At 39.1% G+C, this 17952-nt stretch carries 17 protein-coding genes and 4 tRNA genes; 7 read left to right on the top strand and 14 right to left on the bottom strand.

Annotated features, from left to right (window positions below; genetic code table 11):
- Positions 1-141: 141 nt before the first annotated feature.
- The 4 genes from B0O44_RS14985 to B0O44_RS14970 form a co-directional block, all read right to left on the bottom strand.
- Complete coding sequence (locus B0O44_RS14985) at positions 142-552, bottom strand: Rrf2 family transcriptional regulator (RefSeq protein ID WP_110832062.1); 411 nt, start codon at positions 550-552, stop codon at positions 142-144.
- A 66-nt stretch (positions 553-618) separates the two neighbouring features.
- Positions 619-1857, bottom strand: a complete 1239-nt coding sequence (locus tag B0O44_RS14980; RefSeq protein WP_110832059.1) for a glutamate-5-semialdehyde dehydrogenase — start codon at positions 1855-1857, stop codon at positions 619-621.
- Positions 1858-1888: 31 nt separating this feature from the next.
- Positions 1889-2968, bottom strand: a complete 1080-nt coding sequence (gene proB / locus B0O44_RS14975; protein ID WP_110832057.1) for a glutamate 5-kinase — start codon at positions 2966-2968, stop codon at positions 1889-1891.
- A gap of 373 nt (positions 2969-3341) precedes the next feature.
- Entirely contained in the window at positions 3342-4781 is a 1440-nt protein-coding gene (locus tag B0O44_RS14970; RefSeq protein ID WP_110832054.1) for an AcvB/VirJ family lysyl-phosphatidylglycerol hydrolase, read from the bottom strand.
- A 104-nt stretch (positions 4782-4885) separates the two neighbouring features.
- Between B0O44_RS14970 and B0O44_RS14965 the strand changes: the two genes are divergently transcribed.
- The 3 genes from B0O44_RS14965 (at position 4886) to B0O44_RS14955 (ending at position 5713) form a co-directional block, all read left to right on the top strand.
- A complete protein-coding gene (locus B0O44_RS14965) occupies positions 4886-5374 on the top strand; it encodes a regulatory protein RecX (RefSeq protein ID WP_317047153.1) in 489 nt (162 codons plus the stop codon).
- 132 nt (positions 5375-5506) lie between these two features.
- Positions 5507-5579 (top strand) — tRNA-Gly (locus tag B0O44_RS14960).
- Between the two features lie 49 nt (positions 5580-5628).
- Positions 5629-5713 (top strand) — tRNA-Leu (locus B0O44_RS14955).
- Between the two features lie 89 nt (positions 5714-5802).
- Here the strand turns inward: B0O44_RS14955 and B0O44_RS14950 are convergent.
- The 3 genes from B0O44_RS14950 to B0O44_RS14940 form a co-directional block, all read right to left on the bottom strand.
- Positions 5803-7287 (bottom strand): serine hydrolase, encoded by a 1485-nt coding sequence (locus B0O44_RS14950; RefSeq protein ID WP_110832051.1) that lies wholly within the window; start codon positions 7285-7287, stop codon positions 5803-5805.
- A 93-nt stretch (positions 7288-7380) separates the two neighbouring features.
- The gene (locus tag B0O44_RS14945) at positions 7381-8820 is read right to left on the bottom strand and encodes an alpha/beta fold hydrolase (protein ID WP_110832049.1); all 1440 of its coding nucleotides are present in this window, start codon (positions 8818-8820) and stop codon (positions 7381-7383) included.
- A 61-nt stretch (positions 8821-8881) separates the two neighbouring features.
- The gene (locus B0O44_RS14940) at positions 8882-9688 is read right to left on the bottom strand and encodes a helix-turn-helix domain-containing protein (protein ID WP_110832046.1); all 807 of its coding nucleotides are present in this window, start codon (positions 9686-9688) and stop codon (positions 8882-8884) included.
- Between the two features lie 254 nt (positions 9689-9942).
- Between B0O44_RS14940 and B0O44_RS14935 the strand changes: the two genes are divergently transcribed.
- Together B0O44_RS14935 and B0O44_RS14930 are read left to right on the top strand one after the other, a co-directional pair.
- Positions 9943-10015 (top strand) — tRNA-Gly (locus B0O44_RS14935).
- A 49-nt stretch (positions 10016-10064) separates the two neighbouring features.
- Positions 10065-10149, top strand: a tRNA-Leu gene (locus B0O44_RS14930).
- A gap of 99 nt (positions 10150-10248) precedes the next feature.
- Here the strand turns inward: B0O44_RS14930 and B0O44_RS14925 are convergent.
- From B0O44_RS14925 to B0O44_RS14915, 3 genes are all read right to left on the bottom strand, one after another.
- The gene (locus tag B0O44_RS14925; RefSeq protein ID WP_110832044.1) at positions 10249-10647 is read right to left on the bottom strand and encodes a hypothetical protein; all 399 of its coding nucleotides are present in this window, start codon (positions 10645-10647) and stop codon (positions 10249-10251) included.
- 186 nt (positions 10648-10833) lie between these two features.
- Positions 10834-11496, bottom strand: coding sequence for a hypothetical protein (locus B0O44_RS14920; RefSeq protein ID WP_146229847.1), 663 nt, complete (start codon positions 11494-11496; stop codon positions 10834-10836).
- Positions 11497-11651: 155 nt separating this feature from the next.
- Positions 11652-12890, bottom strand: a complete 1239-nt coding sequence (locus tag B0O44_RS14915) for a S41 family peptidase (protein WP_110832039.1) — start codon at positions 12888-12890, stop codon at positions 11652-11654.
- A gap of 187 nt (positions 12891-13077) precedes the next feature.
- Between B0O44_RS14915 and B0O44_RS14910 the strand changes: the two genes are divergently transcribed.
- Positions 13078-13548: a cyclic nucleotide-binding domain-containing protein gene (locus B0O44_RS14910; protein ID WP_211321387.1), complete on the top strand. Its 471-nt coding sequence runs from the start codon at positions 13078-13080 to the stop codon at positions 13546-13548.
- A gap of 179 nt (positions 13549-13727) precedes the next feature.
- The gene (locus tag B0O44_RS14905) at positions 13728-14372 is read left to right on the top strand and encodes a DUF4386 domain-containing protein (protein ID WP_211321386.1); all 645 of its coding nucleotides are present in this window, start codon (positions 13728-13730) and stop codon (positions 14370-14372) included.
- A gap of 53 nt (positions 14373-14425) precedes the next feature.
- On the opposite strand, the gene B0O44_RS14900 is transcribed toward B0O44_RS14905, so the two are convergent.
- The 4 genes from B0O44_RS14900 to B0O44_RS14885 form a co-directional block, all read right to left on the bottom strand.
- Positions 14426-15913: an FAD-dependent oxidoreductase gene (locus tag B0O44_RS14900; RefSeq protein ID WP_110832036.1), complete on the bottom strand. Its 1488-nt coding sequence runs from the start codon at positions 15911-15913 to the stop codon at positions 14426-14428.
- 166 nt (positions 15914-16079) lie between these two features.
- Positions 16080-16460 carry a VOC family protein gene (locus tag B0O44_RS14895; protein ID WP_110832995.1) on the bottom strand — a complete coding sequence of 127 codons (381 nt, stop codon included), beginning with the start codon at positions 16458-16460 and terminating at the stop codon, positions 16080-16082.
- 156 nt (positions 16461-16616) lie between these two features.
- Positions 16617-17429 (bottom strand): AraC family transcriptional regulator, encoded by an 813-nt coding sequence (locus B0O44_RS14890; RefSeq protein WP_245943674.1) that lies wholly within the window; start codon positions 17427-17429, stop codon positions 16617-16619.
- A gap of 118 nt (positions 17430-17547) precedes the next feature.
- The gene (locus tag B0O44_RS14885) at positions 17548-17922 is read right to left on the bottom strand and encodes a DoxX family protein (protein ID WP_110832034.1); all 375 of its coding nucleotides are present in this window, start codon (positions 17920-17922) and stop codon (positions 17548-17550) included.
- Positions 17923-17952: the final 30 nt, after the last annotated feature.

Here is a 17952-nt window from a genome sequence, read left to right as displayed (position 1 = left end):
AAGATGGATCCTTTGAGGTTCAAAATAATCATGGCCCTGCCTGTTTAATGATTCATTTTAAACCTGTCGGAGTCATCTTGATTTTATTTATTGTTCTTTATATGTGTAATTTATTTTATTACAGTTATGGTTAAAAAAATATCAGTTAAACTTCCGGCTAAAATCTGCCAGGGTTTGAGCTGCAAGTTCTTTTATTAATACATTTTCTGTATTAACATATAAATCGTTTAAATGTTTATTAATCTGCTTTCCTACAGGACATTTCGGATTAGGTGTATTTTTGGCCTGGCCAAGTAAGGAAATTTGTTTGACCGAATTGTAAATTTCAGCAAGTGTAATTTCGGTAGAAGATTTTGCCAGATAGCTTCCCCCGTTTTTTCCTTCTTTGCTCAACACCAATCCCTGGTTCCTCAGGCTAATCAGCTCCTTTCTAACCAATACCGGATTAATATTAATGCTGCCTGCAATGTATTCTGATGACAAAACTTCTCCATTACTCTGATCCAGCAGGGTTAGGATGTGCAAGGAAATGGCAAATCTTCCGTTATTCATTCTGTAATTTTAATTATTACAGTACAAAGGTAAGTCTTTTATCCAGAATTCCAAATTATTTAAAAATCAGCGAATTTGTCCGTTTCCTCTGACCAGCCATTTATAACTGGTGAGCTCCTCAAGCCCCATAGGTCCTCTTGCATGCAGTTTCTGGGTGGAGATTCCTATTTCAGCACCTAAACCAAATTGTCCTCCATCCGTAAAAGCTGTAGAGGCATTTGCATAAACGGCCGCAGCATCCACTTCATTCAAAAACCGTTCTATGTTTTCAGCACTTTCTGAAATAATGGTTTCGCTATGTTTAGAACTATTTAAACCAATATAATCCAGGGCTTGATCGATATCAGTAACGGTTTTAATCGCCATTTTATAATCCAGAAACTCTGTACCATAATCTTCTGGAACCGACCGCTGTAACAAATGCTCCGGATACTTCCCCTGGAGCCCGGCAAAGGCCTTTTCATCTGCACATATCACCACATGCTGTCCCGACAAAGGTTCCACCAGGGCAGCTAGATCGCTTAACCTGGCCTGATGTACCAATAGACAATCAAGCGCATTACATACGCTCACCCGCCTGGTTTTTGAATTCAGTACAATTGCTTTTCCTTTATCCACATCACCCTGCACATCAAAATAAGCGTGTACTATACCTGCACCGGTTTCTATTACCGGAATCCGGCTATTTTCTCTCACATAATTAATCAATTGCTGACTTCCTCTGGGAATAAGAACATCTACATACCCGCTGGCCTGGAGCAGGGCCTGGGTAGCTTCCCGATTTGAGGGCAACAAGGTCACTACATCTGTATCAACATGATGGGCACTAAGCACTTCATGAATAATTCTAATAATGGCTTTATTTGAATTTTCGGCATCGCTTCCACCTTTTAAAATACAAACATTTCCGGTTTTAAAACATAAAGCAAATACATCTAAGCTTACATTAGGCCGGGCTTCATAAATTACCCCTATTACCCCCAGAGGGACACGTACCTTGGAAATATGCAATTGGTTTGGCATCGTTTTTTGTGACAAAACACTGCCCAGAGGATTTGCAAGAAGGGCAATATCGGCTATACCGTTGGCTATCTCTTCTATTCTGGACGGACTGAGTTTTAAACGGTCATATTTAGGGTCCTCAGGATCCATCTGATCCAGGTCTTGCTGGTTCGCGTCCAGTAATTCAGCTGTCTGATTTTTTAGTTTGGCAGCAAGGGCAGAAAGAACCAAGTCTATGTCTGTCCGGCTAACCCTGGAGATGCCCCGAGCTGCTTTTAAACTGTTTTTAAAGTATTCTTGCATAGATAATCACTCTTGTCTGGTCCAACCTGGATTAAAGAATTGCGTAAAAATAATTATAGTGGACCAAAGGTCTTTGTCCTTTTTCCCCGATTTTTTCCCTTGCCTTATCAGAACCATATTCAGCGATCCCCAATCCGATAAGGGTATTGTTTTCATCTGTTAAGCGGATAATGTCACCTTTTTGAAAGTCAGACCCTACTGCTGTAATACCAACAGGCAGCAGACTGCTAGCCTTCCCCGAGATCAGGGCTTGTATTGCACCTTTATTCAGTTTAACTGTTCCCGTGGCCGCATTTTCAGAATGGGCAATCCATTTCTTTTTGCCTGAAGTATTTTTTTCCGGCACAAAACGGGTATGAACAACCCGGCCTGTAAGAACATCGGTAATGATATTGGCTTTTGTCCCGTTTGCAATATGAACAGGGATACCCAGTCTGGCGACTTTTTGTGCCATAGACAGTTTAGTCACCATTCCCCCCCTTCCAAATCCTGACTTTCCGGAAGTAATGAAAGTAGAAATGTTTCCGGCATTCCGCCCAACTTCTTCGATGACTTTTGATCCCTCTGATTTAGGATCTCCGTTATAAATACCATCAACATTGGAGAGAATAATTAAAGCATCTGCATTCAGCATAGAGGCAATCAGACCGGCAAGCTCATCGTTATCGGTAAACATCAGTTCGGTTACCGACACCACATCATTTTCATTTACCACAGGTATTACGTGGTGCTGAAGAAGAATTTCCAGGCAGTTCTTAATGTTCAGATAATGCATCCGGTCCCGAAAATCTTCCTTGGTCACCAAAACCTGGGAACAAAGCAGTTCTTGTTTTTCAAAAAGCTGCATATAAGTATGGATCAGTTTGATTTGGCCTATCGAAGCCAGCAGCTGCCGGGCAGCCACTGCATCCTGCTTTTCCTGTATTTTGATTAGGCTGCGGCCTGAGGCAACTGCACCTGAGGAGACGACAATAACTTCTATTCCCTGCTTTTTAATAGCAGAAAGCTGTTCAACTAAATGTTCTATGCGACTGGTATCCGGAAGACCATTTTCACGTGTAAGTACATTGGAACCGATTTTAACAACAATCTTTCGGTAACTGGTATTCATGTTTGCTAATGTAGCAAATTTTGCTAAATTGCTATATTATTTGCTGGAATTATGCAAAATTCAAAAACATAAGGCACTTCTATTTAGGCATTAGAAATAAATAGAGGATATAAAAATAAGAGCGTCTATTCAACTTAAAGAATAAGTAAACGGGGATTAATCTTTTTAGAGCGCACTGCCGTTTCTATTTTCGATTTGATTTTTTCGTTTATGTTTTTTGATTTTATCAGGTTTTCCTGATCTCTCTCTGTCACGGGCTCTGTTTTAGGAATCGTTTTCATGGATATCTATTTATTGTTGTTCATTATTACTGCAACCTCTTATGCTGAAACAACAATGGCTTTTATAAATAGTTTGTCAGAAAAACTTCATTTTAAGGTTTTTTAACAGAATTATATAGGGATTCAGCGATTCCCTGAAAATCGTCGTTAAAATGATGGCTACCAGGAAGGGAAATTACCTTTACACCCAGTGAAGAGAATTTTTTCTTTAAATCCTCGTCCTCTTCCGTGCCAAAAAAACAAACAGGTCCCAGATTTTTAATTTTCTTCAGTTCTGAAAGCACATTATAAGTATCTTCTGTACTTCCAATACTCAACATATCACTAATGTGAATTTCAAAATCAGCGGTCTCATCTGGTGACAGGGAAAGTAATCCACTAAGTTGGGATTTTAAGGCAGCGGGTAACCTCGATGCCACGAAAGGAACTACTGAAGCACCAAAAGAATAACCGGCCAGTACAAAACTATGTTTATCCAGCACCTGCATATAATGCGTCAGCGCCTTTGATATATCCACGGTCGTGTTTTCAGGTGTTTTGGCATTCCAAAAATATTTCTGAGCGTCCAGGCCGATGACGCTTATCCCTTTTTTTGAAATGGCCTCTGCCAGAGATTGATCAAAACTTGTCCAGCCCCCATCTCCCGAGATCATAAACATTAAAGGCAGGTTATTTTTAACCGGACTGCTCACCAGATTTAAGGACATATCTGCTGGCAATGGAATAAATGGTTTGATATCTGTCGAAGAAAAACTGACTTTATTTGTCCTGCTTTCATTAAATGAAGATGCTGCCAGGATCTTTTGATAAGCTTCATTAAACTGGGGCAGCCAGCCATCGGATATTTTGAATCCATGCCCTACTTTTGACAGGGAGACCAGTTCGGCCATAGGCATACCTTTCAAAAAAACTTCTGTCGCCTGAAAGGGACAAGTCTTATCCTTAACCCCGTTCAATGCTATAAAAGGTGCTGTCAAATGAAGCATTCTTTCCAGGTAAAAAGAACCACCTGGCTTTAACGTATGTAAACTTAAACCATTGCCTTTACACAGCGGCTTTTTAATTTCTATATCAGGACAAAATCCAATGCCTATTGCTCCTTTAAAAGTATTTGCTGGTGCCTGGGCAAGAATGCCATACACTAATGTAGCCCCATAGGAGTAGCCTACAAGCACCGGTTTATAATAGACTTTGAACCCATACTTCTTTTGAATCATTAAACTGAGCTGTTCAAAATCAGCAGCTGGGTAATAACACTTTTCAGCCGATCTGGATAAGGCTTGATTGTAATGTTTTGCGTCTATTCCAAGCACCAATGCCCCCTGGCCGGCTACATTTTTCGCCATATTGAGCACCCCGTGTTCCCAGCCCCCGTCTCCGGAAACAAATAAAGCGACAGAGGTAGGTGTTTTTTCAGGATGATAAATGGTTATCTTACCAAATTTACCATAGTGTATGGTTTCTATAGTAATTGCATATCCGCCCCGGTAAAGCAGAAAAAAAACACACAAAAGTAAATATCGTTTCATCATCAAAAGCCTTATTGAATTCTACATACAAGAATACTAAAAACAGAACGTTAAATTTATCAGTCTTCATTTTTATAGAAAAAAAGAGATTTTGTAATATTGCAATATTGGAAACAAATCAAAAAAAAATAATTATCCTCGATAAAAAAGCGGCATTGGCAAAAGCCGAGCATTATTGCGCTTACCAGGAAAGGGCCCAGCAGGAAGTACGGAATAAGTTATACGAATGGGGTTTAAAAACGGGTGAAGTTGAAGAACTCATTTCGGAGCTCATTCAAACCAATTTTTTGAATGAGGAACGTTTTTCAAAAGCCTATGTTTCCGGAAAATTTAACATCAACAAATGGGGCAAAATTAAAATCAGACAGGGACTGAAACTAAAACAGGTACCTGAGAAAATGATTGCAAAAGCCCTGCTGTCTATCGATTACGACGACTACCTGAAAGCTATACTTAACTGTGCCAGAAAAAAGGATGCCCTGATTAAGGAAAATGATCCATACAAAAGGAAATATAAACTGATCACTCATTTACTTGGCAGGGGCTTTGAAAATAATCTGATCATGGAGGTACTGAAGGACAACAACTTAACATAAAGATTAAAATTTTGTTAAAAAATATCTTGCAAGAAATATAATTGTGACTATATTTGCAAACCCAAACGGAGAAACGCACTTTAAAACAAGTGATTTTGAAGAATGGAAAAGCATCGGAGGATGCAATAAAATGCGAAAGTAGCTCAGTTGGTAGAGCACGACCTTGCCAAGGTCGGGGTCGCGAGTTCGAATCTCGTCTTTCGCTCTAAAGCCTTCTTTAATGAAGGCTTTTAATTTTAAAAGGTTTATCACCTGCTCAGATGGTGGAACTGGTAGACACGCAGGACTTAAAATCCTGTGACCTTAAAAGTCGTGCGGGTTCGATTCCCGCTCTGAGTACAAAGAGAATGACTTAAAACAGAAGTGATTCCAATTCTAAAAAGCTTGCTACATTAGCAGGCTTTTTCTCTATACAGCCATCTCGTCTGTTACCGGCCTTTTAGTATCTGTAGCTGTCTTTTTGCATGTTCATTTTCAGGTTGAAGCTTAAGGCAACGGTTATAGTTCTCAATGGCCTTTTTTTTATTTCCTGCCGTAGCATAAGCTTCTCCTAAACTGTCGTATACATTAGCCGAGCCAGCATAAAGCTGAACATTAAATTTCAGTACTTCAACGGCTTCACTTGTATGACCCGTATACAACAGCATATATCCCCAATCATTTACAGCATATTCGGGAAGTTTAAATTCTGCATCTTTTTGACGGAAACCGGCATACACATTTGTTATTTTTGCAAAGCCCTCTTTGAGCAATTGCTGATGCATTGCTTTTGCCGCAGGCTGTAATCCGTTCCCTGTATAGGGATGCAAGATGGGAATGTAAAAGCCAGCCACCTGTTCAATAAATTTTTCCGGATTTGCGCCGCGCAGATTGGTAAGAATAATAACGCCGAGTTCTTCAGCAGGATAATAAGAAAATGCGGAACGCATGCCTCCGCTTCCTGACACGGCAGCATGTTGTCCCTTACTGCTTACGGACCAACCAAGTGCTCTGGGAGCCAAAGAACCATCGTTGTGAGCAGCAGGAGTCCACATGATATCGCGTGAGGTTTTATTGATAAATTTTCCGTCGAGCAAGGCCATCATCCACTTCGCTATATCCCCTGCTGTGCTGTTGATCCCTGCAGCCGGCCTGGTGATCAGCGCAAACTCCTCAAATACACGTTTTAATTCGGAGCTTCTCCTCCATAGACCGTTCCTATTGTATTTATAAGAATAAGCCTCGGATAGGTTCGGTATCACATCATGGGAATCGCCGAAACGGCTTTGTTCCAACCTGGCCGGAACAAACTGTCCCTGCTCTATAAAAACAGTGAATGACTTGCCCGAAATACGCTCGACCATCTGACCCAGTAATACATAATTTGTTTGGTTGTATTCCGACTTTTCACCTGGCAGAAAACGTAGTGGCAGCTTTTTAACCTGAACCAATGCAATACTGTCTTCTCCTTCTGCAATCATCTTCCCAGTGTCCCCGTTTACAATATCAGGAAGTCCGGAAGTATGTGTAAGCAGCTGCCTTACGGTTACTTTTTGCCAAGCTTCAGGGAGATCTTTCAAATATTTTTCTGCAGCATCATCCAGTTTAATTTTGCCGGCTTCCACCAACTGCATAATAGCTGTCCCCGTAAAACATTTGGTTGCTGAATTAATCGGGAACAGTGTTTTGGTAGTAACAGGTACGGAAAACGGTACATTGGCCAATCCATAAGCGGAGAGATATACAAGTTTCCCTTGCTTAATCACTGCCACCTGCATACCTGGTATCCCATAATAATTCATCATGCCTTTTAAGAAGACATCGAGCTTATTCTTTTCAGACTGGCCCAGGGCCACCTTGTTGAATAGAAGGAAAAACAGAACCAATAATGCCTGAAACTGCCGGGCGTATGCTGTACTGTAGAAAGTTTTCATATCGCATCAATCTTTTACTTAAAACTATTAAATTGTTTCCCAAATAAAAAGAGATTAACAGTTTATAAGCTTTTTTATGCTTTATCCTTTCTTCTATTCCACCCTCACTTCTTTAGAAGTCGATATGAGTTTATGATATGGGTTTTCCATAAATTGCTGTAAAAAATCAACTTCCTTTAACCGAAAACCAGACAAGTGTCCTCTGTTATGAAAAACGAGCAGTTGACTGTTCGGCATAAATCTTTTTATCTGTTGGTTATAAAATGGCCTGCACCAAGGATCTATATCTCCAGCAGAGATCAGTGCAGGGATTGCCGAATAAACCTGATCTTTAACCTCAGCGGGCTCGGGATCAACCTCCCAGCACTTGCAAATCTCATGGTCAACATTATTAAAAATATAACCAGCAAGCCATGGAAGCGCATTGTCCTGTTTTTTGATGACATTTACATCTGAATACGCAATTTGTTCGGAACAATAGACCGAGTAACGCATGCCCCGGGATAATTTACGATCACCGGAAAAATAACCGTCCAGAATTTCTCTTATATAGGCGTTATGTTTTCCACCAATCAAATCATTGATTACCGATGGGACGGTTTTGACTTGCCCGGTGTTCATGCGATCGATAATCACCTCTAACAATTCAGACTTCCCATACTTCACCTTAATACTGTCTTTTGTCCCTTTTTCAAGATAAGAAAGCCAGTATTCTTTATGGGTTATGGATGTAAAATACGAGCGAAATCGATCTCTTAAATCCTTGTAAATCGGATTATTTAAAGAATCCGATTCACAATTATCAAAAACCTGATTAAGCGCTTCGTTGATATTGAACAAAGCATGTTCTTCATAATTGACAAAACCGGGAAGAGGGGAATTTAAAATCAAAGACCGGACGCCTTCAGGATGGTTCCTGGCTACTGTCAACATGAGCCCACCACTATAAGACATCCCTATAAGTGTTAAAGGATCCAGATTTAAAGCCAGGCGAAGATCATTAATGTCTTCCGCACTTTCAATGGTATTGTAAGCAGAAAGATTGACGCCCTGGTCTGTAAATTTTTTCCGGCATTTCTCCACTGCTTCCAAAACCAGTTGTTTTTTGGGCAAGTGCTTTCTGTAACTATCTTTAATCGCAGTGTCAACTTCCGGACAATCCAGACAGACGCTTGACCTTTTGGTTCCGCGTTGGTCAAAAACAATAAATCCCCCATATTTTAAAAATCCGGAATCGTAACCAATACTGTCGATGTTACTAATGGTACTATAACCTGGTCCACCTGTGGTAAAAAGGGAGATACTTTTTTTTTCATCTGATTCTTCTTTTCTTAAAAACACAAAAGGAATTTTAATTTTTCTTCCCTTAGCCTGCTGCCTGTTTTCTGGAACGACCAGATAACCAGATTTCACTATAAGGCGAGGGTCATATTTAATCATAGAGGGCCCGGATTCAATTTGGGGCACGTATTGTTGGGCATGGACTTTGATTATGCAAAACAGGAAGGCTAATAATACTACTGAGAATTTCATTTTTATTGTTTTCACAAAAAAAGAAAGAACTTACAGTCCAAAAAAGTAAAAAATGGACAATCTATAATTTAAAAGCGGACAGTTTTTGTCCGGTAAACTTAAAAACATCTTTGTAAAAATGACTGTTGTCATAATAGCCGTATGTATAGACTGAAAACCCCTTAGGGTTAGCCACATAATCAGTAAGGGCTCTTCTTGTCCGGAAAATTGAAAAATAAGTTTTTGGATTGGTTCCTATAGCTACATTAAAATATCTGTAAAATGTTTTATCTCCGACATTCAGATCTGCTGCAAGTGAACAATTATTTAAACTTCCTGTACCATTCTCCAAAACATGATGAAGCTTTTTTATAAAATTCAAATGTGGCCGCTCCTTTTGTTGTTTCAATTTATGAAGAAAAAAATCCTGAAGAAGTCTTATCCGGTCTTCAAAAGAGCCTGCTGATTTCAAACAGCTCAATAGAGGGGCTTTAATCAATTCTTCTAAATTGATTACCTCAGCTCCTATCTTATCCTGACTAAAGCCAAAAACAGCTTCAAATCCCCCCGGATTAAATTTAACTGTAAATATATTATCTGATGGCAGATTTGTTCTTTCAACAATTTGATTTCTAAGTAGCAATACATCTGTTTTTTGATTGATGCTGTATTTCCGGGAACCATTTTTTAGTTCATAATGGCTTCCCAGATTGATCCATATGGTTGGTGTATAACTTGGAAAAAGTTTAACGCTAAAATTTTCGCTATTGACATACTGACTGGTTGCAGCAATTGAAGTTTCAGAATAAAATTCAATATGCGCTGTCAGTTCAGGACAGGGCCCCACAAAACGGTACAATTTTCTGATGTCGTTAAAAATTTCAACCATAAGCGCGCTTGTTCTCGGATGTACTAATATAACTAAGATTTTTTTAATTCATTTTATTTAGGGCAGTTTGAAATTCCATAACTAAACGGTTTTAAACGTACATTTTCTACAAAAAACCGGAATAACTCTTTTTTTGGGAAGTTTGTTAAAAACAGATTGAATTTTTATGAGCTGAGCGTCAGCCAATTTAGCTAAAACTTAAAAACAGGTGTAGAAAAAACGAAAAGTATCCCTATCTTCGTGACATAATCAATGCGAAAGTAGCTCAGTTGGTAGAGCACGACCTTGCCAAGGTCGGGGTCGCGAGTTCGAATCTCGTCTTTCGCTCTAAAGCCTTCACCAGTGGAGGCTTTTAATTTTAAAAAGATACTCACCTGCTCAGATGGTGGAACTGGTAGACACGCAGGACTTAAAATCCTGTGACCTTAAAAGTCGTGCGGGTTCGATTCCCGCTCTGAGTACAAATTCCAACAGGATGAAAGTATCTAAAATACGGCATCATTTGTAATGTTATCTTGATCAGGCAAAAACATCCTGTACGTATCCGGTTGTTTTAAGCATTAACCAGGTAGCTCGCCATTTTCAAATGACTGAATCATACCCTCTATAAAACTATTTTTTTCACCTGTCAGCATATATCCGATAATAAGGTCGATATCTTCTGAAACATATGCAGCCAGGTCTGGGTGCTGAGTTATTTTTATAACTTTTTGAAAAAATAACACTCTCCATTTCTCTTTTATTTTTTCTATTTCTTCAATTTCCTTCACGGATAAATTTTGATCAATATATATTTCTAAATATTTGTTTGCCTCCGTCCATTTTAAATCAAATGGATCAGAATCCCGTTGATCTAAATATTCATCTACAAATTCTTCATCGCAATATTCTTCATTGATAAAATCTCTTTTAAATAAATTGCCGATCCAATTTTCAGTTTTTGAAGTATTCAAAATCATAACATGGTTTTCTATAATTGTTTTCTCGATCTGGCGAAGTTATTGTACAACATCCGACATGACCAAATATAATTCTTTATTTAAAAGTTATCCAGCTCTCCAAACAAGCAGATTATGGTTAAAGCAAGCATAAAATACTACATCTTCAAACGAAAAAAATGTCGGATGTTTCTATTCACTTGAGGTTCAATGCACAGAATTTTTCAAAGGAGCTGGTGCTGAAACAGGCGGCAGGCCGTTATGTTTATAAGCATGTAAAACTGTGTCGATGTCTTTAAATTCCATATCCTTATTCCTGATCCATGTTATTGCATCTGCATTATCAGAGAGAATGACCTGCATGATCTCCTGAAAGTTGTGGTCATCCAGGAGGGTAAGCTGCTGATCATCCGGTCCAAAGTAATAATCAAACTTCAATACCCTGGAACTTGGGCTGACCCTGCCATCAGACCATCTGACGGCTTTACTCATGACAAAAGAGATGCTTCTGTAAAGTTTTACGGGATTTCGGGAAACAAGTACTTCTATGATGGGTTTGCGGTTGAACAATGGATTTTTAGATACAATAAAACTGTCAATATTACCAAAATTGTCCCTGTTAATCACAAAACTGGTCATTACCCGGCTGGGAATTTTGATTTCATCTGACTGTTTACCAGATTTAAAGTAAATAACACTTTCCTGATCATCTGCTGTATTCCGGTCAGGTGCTGTCCAGGTCAGCAGTCCGGAATATTTGATACCTTTTGCATCATAATAAGCTCCTGGTGCCCAGTTTGTATTGGAAAATTGCGCGAAGGCGACCTGTGCGAAGCCCATAAGAATAATGAAAATCGATAGTTGACGCATATGGATTACAAGTCAAATAATATTTAAGAATAAAATGCTCTATCATTTACCGGGTTGCAATATAGCTGATACCACGATTAAATCTAGCAACAAATTTCAACAATGATCCTTCATTTTTTTCAGCAACGGGTACAGAACAAAGTGAGGTCTGTAAATTAACGGTGAACAGTTATTTTACTTATTAGTTCAAACGCATATAAAAGCGTTTCATCTTTCTCGCTTGTCCTTTGTTTCACATAATTTTTGGGCACATATTCTTCTCTTGGTATTCCGTTAATATGGAATAAACTGGCCGTTGACAGTCTGTATCCAAAATTTTGGTGCTTCAAAGAAAACCCGCTCATTTCACCGGCAAGACGTTCCATCTCCGTTCCTACAATTTCTGCTCTCCCCATTCCTTCAAACCCTATAGCAAGCCCCTCTCCCATACTTCCCGTCCAGCGGCCAACCAAAATAAAAACCGGCTTATTATATTGTCTAGCCCTTGGGCTTACATATTCCACCCAAGTTCTTTCCACAGCCGGGTGATTGCCATACTTTTCTGTCGTCTTATGTTTTTGATAAGGTCTGGGTTCAGTAATAAACCGGCTCATTATTCCCCTGGCCACATAAGAATTTCCTCCGTCAGCGGTATTTCTTAAATCAATAATTAAAGCCTTCGTATCTGCCAAACTATCCAAAACTTTGTCAAAAGCTTCAATAAGATCGTTATTACCTAAAGAATTATTAATACAAATGATCCCTATGTTATCTTTTCTTTTACTGCTCAACAATCCTGAATCGTTTTTATACCTGATCTTATCGAGGTCAAATTCAATTAAACGCTGATCGTTTAACCTTAGGGTTAGCATCCTTGGCTGATTATACCTGCCTGCTAAAAGCTTATTGGCAATCCACTCCCTTACTTTTGGTAATGTTTTGTCGTTGCAATGTGTAGGAAATTCTGCTATCGCATCCTTAAAATCAATTCCGTTAATCTTAATAATTTCTGCTCCGATCAGGTTGCCTCCAAAATTTTCAGTCTGAATTTGCCAGCTATTTGTAATAAAGGCTTTTCCATTTTGAAAAGTGGTATAAATGGGTGAAAAAAGACGGTATGAAGATTTTCTGTTTGTATTTAAAATCAAATGACTATCGTAAAATTCATCCAGTAAGTACTCAAAAAACAAGACAGTTTCTTCTTCAGTTTTTATATTTTGAATTTGATTTCCATAATACTCCCTGATACAATCCAAATTAACTTTTTTTTGTTGGAGATAAACATAACTACGGGACAGGTCGTTCAGGACTTCTTCAAGATCTTCTTTGATCTTTGATCTGTCCACTTGCTTGTCTTGTCCATTTACATATACAAAACAGAATAAAAACGTTAAAATTAAAATGAATCTGTTCATTTACTTGTTATACGGATTTAAAAAAATTTAGGGTGCCATTTATTGGTTAAATAAACATAACATACAACCTGGCACGGGCCCTTCTGTTATTTTTTAAAACTAATATTTATTATTGTTTTAGTCCTTGTTCAGCTTAACTTTATTCTTCCGTAAGCTTAACGGATTGGACACCAGCTGAAAATAAAAGATGAATCATTATTATCAAACTCTTTTTCAATATATAGAACAAATCATAACCATGCCGGAAAGTGATAAAAACCAGTGCCGCCATTTTTTTCAACCCCTGCATGTGCCTAAAGACACGATACTTGAACCAGCCGGAAAAATACCTGTATACCATAACTTTATTGTGTCTGGTTTTATGCGGAATTTTTATATTGATGATAAAGGAGAAGAAGTAACCGTGGATTTAAATGACGGGCCAAGATTTTTTACCTCCTATTATCATTTTATGAATCAAACTGTTTCCAATGAAAGCATTCACTGTATAACAGATTGCGAATTACTTAGAATTACTGCAACTGATGCTCGGGCTTCTGCTCAAACCAGTATCACCCAAAAAGATTATACCATAAGATTATTTCAAAAAATACAGGAAGAAGATAAACTGCGGATGAATGACCTCTGGTTACCCTTAACGCTGAACAACGTTATCTGAAACTGATTAAGGAAAAGCCTAATCTGGTCAAGCATGTACCGCTTAAATACATTTCATCCTATTTAGGTATTAAACCAGAAAGTCTCAGCAGAATCAGAAGGGAATTATTTCCTAACAAATGTTAAGTGCAGTAAATTACGTATCTGTTATTTTTGGGAAGACAACCAGGATTCTTAAAAATGGACAGAAGAAAAAATACAGCAAGAACAGCCGGAGCAATTTACTTCATAGTTGTGCTCTCGGGCTTTTTATATTTATGGTATATTCCTTCTCAATTTAAATTTAAGGGCGATCCATCTGCAGTTGTTCATAACTTTATAAATCATGAACGACTTTTTCGGGTTGGCATTGCAGCTGAACTCATTTGCTGGGTTTTCTTTCTGATTTTACCCGTTATCCTGTACCAGTTATTTAAACCTGTCCATGAAACCTGGGCAAGACTTATGGTTGTTTTCGTTGTCGTCCAGGTACCACTTTCATTTGCTAACCTGCTAAATAAATTCGCTGTCCTTTCTATTGCAGATGGACATGCTTTGCCGATGGAGCAGCTACAGGTCCAAATGCGTTTTTATCTTAACTTATACCACCAGGGGAATTTAGTTAATCAGATATTCTGGGGACTTTGGTTATTCCCATTTGGTTATCTGGTTTTTAAATCCGGTTTTTTACCAAAAATTCTGGGTATTCTGTTAATGGCCGGGTGCTTTGGTTATTTGACAGATTTTACAGGCAGCTTTTTTTTCCTGCCTATGGTCAAACAGCTCTCTCTGATTATATCAACTTACCAGCTGCCCTGGGCGAGATCGGAATCTGCCTTTGGTTAATCATCATAGGAATAAAGGAGAAAAAATCTGAAACACCTCAAATGGTCCAAAAACTATAAGTGGCCTTGAATGGATAAAGCATGATAAAATATATTTAAAGGATCCCAAATACTCTTGACTCGTTGTAAACGGGGATAGTTTTCCTTATAATAAAAGCTGTGCCAGGGAATTCCTGATTTGTTCCATTGAGGATCGGCCAGATCTGTGTCCGGGTGGTTGATCATACTGCCATCAGTTTGTTCATTGGGAACGGGCACCCCTCCTGAACCGGCAAACAATTCAGCGTAAAATTCCCGGACCCAATCCAGGCTTTGTTTTTCTCCACCGGGATCAATCCAGCCGGTATTACAGGCAACATCAAGAATGCTATCCCGTTGGACTGACGCTGTCGCATCGGACGATACCGTATTTATTTTGCCTCCATAAGTTGCCAGTCCCAGCATCCCTCCTATATTTTTATCCATAGTCAGGTATTTATAAGCCGTTCTGATTTGATCATCTGTAAAAGGCTTTCTGAACAAGGCATCTTTAATTTTTGCCTGTACTTGATCGAAACCTGGCTGAAACACTTCCGGAAATGGGTTCAGCGAAAAACGAAGCCAGGAACTTTCCTCTATTTGTTTGGTGTAAGAAAGGCCAATCGGATCTGCAATAGCAGCGAGGTGCTCAGTAATAAGCTGCTCAGCTTGAGCACCGGCTGTACAAATTCCTTTCATTTCAATTTTACCTATATTATGGTGATTCAGGAACAGCAGACTGAATAATTGCCTGTAAGGAGATTCAGGACTACTGTTTTCCAGGGCCCATTCCCCAAAATTTCGCAACAGGCTGGAAAATGACTTTTCGTTAAGGTCCTTCCACTCCCAGGTCACTCTAAAAATCCTGATGGATGCGGGCGCTTTCGGAAGTGCAGCAGAAGGCTCGTTTCCGGTAGCATCGGCAGATCGCAGCCAGTAACGGGTTACGATACCGAAATTGCCCCCACCCGCTCCCGTATGTGCCCACCAAAGTTCTCGATTGGGATCATTTTCCTCCCGTGTTGCAAACACTTTGTAAACCTCACCTGATGCATTTACCCCCACCAGTTCTATCGCATACAGATAATCAGCTGCCAGACCATATTCCCGGCAAAGAAAACCAAATGCTCCGCCAAGTATATGTCCGCCAATGCCTATACCCGGATGTTCACCTGCCGGAAGCACGACTCCCCATCCTAAAAACAACCTGCGGTACATCTCCCCTACAGTTGCACCAGCTTCAACAACAAACGCCGATCTTTCGGTGTCATAATCAATGCAGGTCATCAGGGACATATCAATAAGCACCTGAACCGCGGGGTCCGATACAAATCCTTCCAGACAATGACCACCGCTCCTGACGACCAGCCTCCGTTTTGTGCTTACTGCTTCCTGAACAGCTTGCATTACCTCTTCAGTGGAATGTACCAGTTGGATGTATTCAGGTTTCCCACTAAAACGTTTATTGAAGCGCTTTCCTGCAAGATCGGGATAACGTATATCTTCGGCTGATATTTTTTCCATACGAAATTTTTAAAGTGGCTTATTTACTTTCAATACTTCCTTTTTCCAGTACTGGAAACCGGATGGACTCAATTGAGGGCTTAAACAAATTTAAAACAAAACACTTATTAAAAAGATGGCTGATCAAGACAATAACAGAGGCTATATGTGACAAAATTGCCTCATGTCATTCATCCCGCTTTGTATATTGTACAAGATCGATAGCCACACCATTGGGATCCTCAATCGCAAAATGCCTGTCCCCCCAGGGCTCATTCCGAAGCTCAATTTTTATAGGCACATTTTTCTTTTTCAACCTGTGGTAAAGCTCGTCCACATTCTCCGTCTCAATGGTTAGGTACACCCCCTGTCCCTGAAAGGGTTTATGAAACAAGCGCTGTTGCGAAGGGTGATCTGGCAGCAAAAAACTAATTTCACTTTGTCCATCCGGCGTATGGAGCAATAGATAAAACTCATTTTCAAAGCGTACTCCAAAATTCAGAATTTCAGTGTAAAATTTTTTACTTTCAGTAAGTTTGTCGGTAATGATGCCTGCATTTAATTTCATGTTGTTGTAGGGTTTAAAGCTTAAACGCTGTTGGGCATAATTTGCAACCCATAAAAAAATTAATATAATGAGAGTTATTGACCTACGCATCTTAAGCTGATTTAAGATCAAAATTACTTGTTCATTTAAACCATGGATTGTAAAAATCGGACAAATTTAAGATTCAAAGACTTTCCCGGGAGTGCACCCGTATAGCTTTTTAAATTCCTTAATGAAATGAGCCTGATCATAATAGCCAGCATCTAAAAACAACTTATTCTCTTTTAAACTTTGAAGGCTCGGTTTGGCCTTAAGTACACGTTGAAAACGGATAATCTGGCTAAATGCCTTTGCGGTATCACCTATGTAAAACTCAAAAAGTCTCCGCAGTTGCCTGGAACTGATTCCAGTATTTAAGTCTTTTTCTATATTAAGCAGACCAGCAGTTTTTTGAATATAGTTTATCGCCCGGAAAATCCTTGGATCAGGATCTTTATCTATGGACAAGAACTTTGTTAAAAAAAACCGGTCAAGGGTTAAACCAATTTCACTTCTTTTCTGTGACAGGTCAAAACTGTTTTTTATGAAATCTGAAAGGTCCGGTAGAACAGCATTTAATTCCTCTGTTCTTCCACTCAGTTCCAAAGCATTTATATTAAAAACCAGTGGAAACATGCCCGGCAGAAACCGGATTCCAATATAATTGAACGAATGATACAGGGGAAATTCTGTGAATCCTGTGCAAAAACCGGTAATAAGATTTTCTTCAGGAAGCCCCAGATTAAAATAAATGTCAATACAGCCATCTGCTACAACCTGATAATTAAAAGGATCGGCAAGCGGCCTTGTTGTGCTGAGCTGCCAATAGCAATGGATAAAGGTCCGGAGTTTACCATCAGGTAAAAATTCAACGTATTGAACCCCATGCGCCTTTTTGTTTAAGGGCTGTACAGGTTTATAAAAATTTATGGGGTCAGTTATTGTTTTCAACAGCTCATTATTCGCTTTAAAGTTATTAATTATCTTTTGGATGAAAACAGGATTTCTATTTAAAACAAAAACCCATGGTTTTGGCTGACCACGGGTTTAACTTATCCATTTCTTATGGTTATTTTTGTTGCCCTATGATTTTGTGATAACTCACATAAGAGACCAGTAATACAGCAAAAACCACCAATGGCATAAAGGACATTGGAACCAGTCCGTCAACAGAAAGATGGGCAATCAGCGCTGAAACATATACGATTCCCAAGGCTACATAAGCCCATTCTTTAATCCGGACAGGCAAACCCGGAACAATCAGGATCAGGCCTCCAATAAAACAGCCAATACCAACTTCCATGCTAAACCAATGAGGAAGCTGAAGGTGTTTTGTCCCTTCCTGTGCCATTGGACTATTGATAAAAAATATTCCTGGTAAGATAAACAAGGCCAAAAGTACTGTGCTAGCCCAATAAGTTATTTTCACGCTTTTTAAGTTCATAATATTTTCTTTTTAGTTTGAATGATGAAT

It is taken from the genome of Pedobacter nutrimenti, assembly GCF_003208655.1.
Classification (GTDB): Bacteria; Bacteroidota; Bacteroidia; order Sphingobacteriales; family Sphingobacteriaceae; genus Pedobacter; species Pedobacter nutrimenti.
The sequence above is the reverse complement of the archived record's forward strand: the minus strand, read 5'-3'. Positions and strand labels throughout refer to the sequence as shown.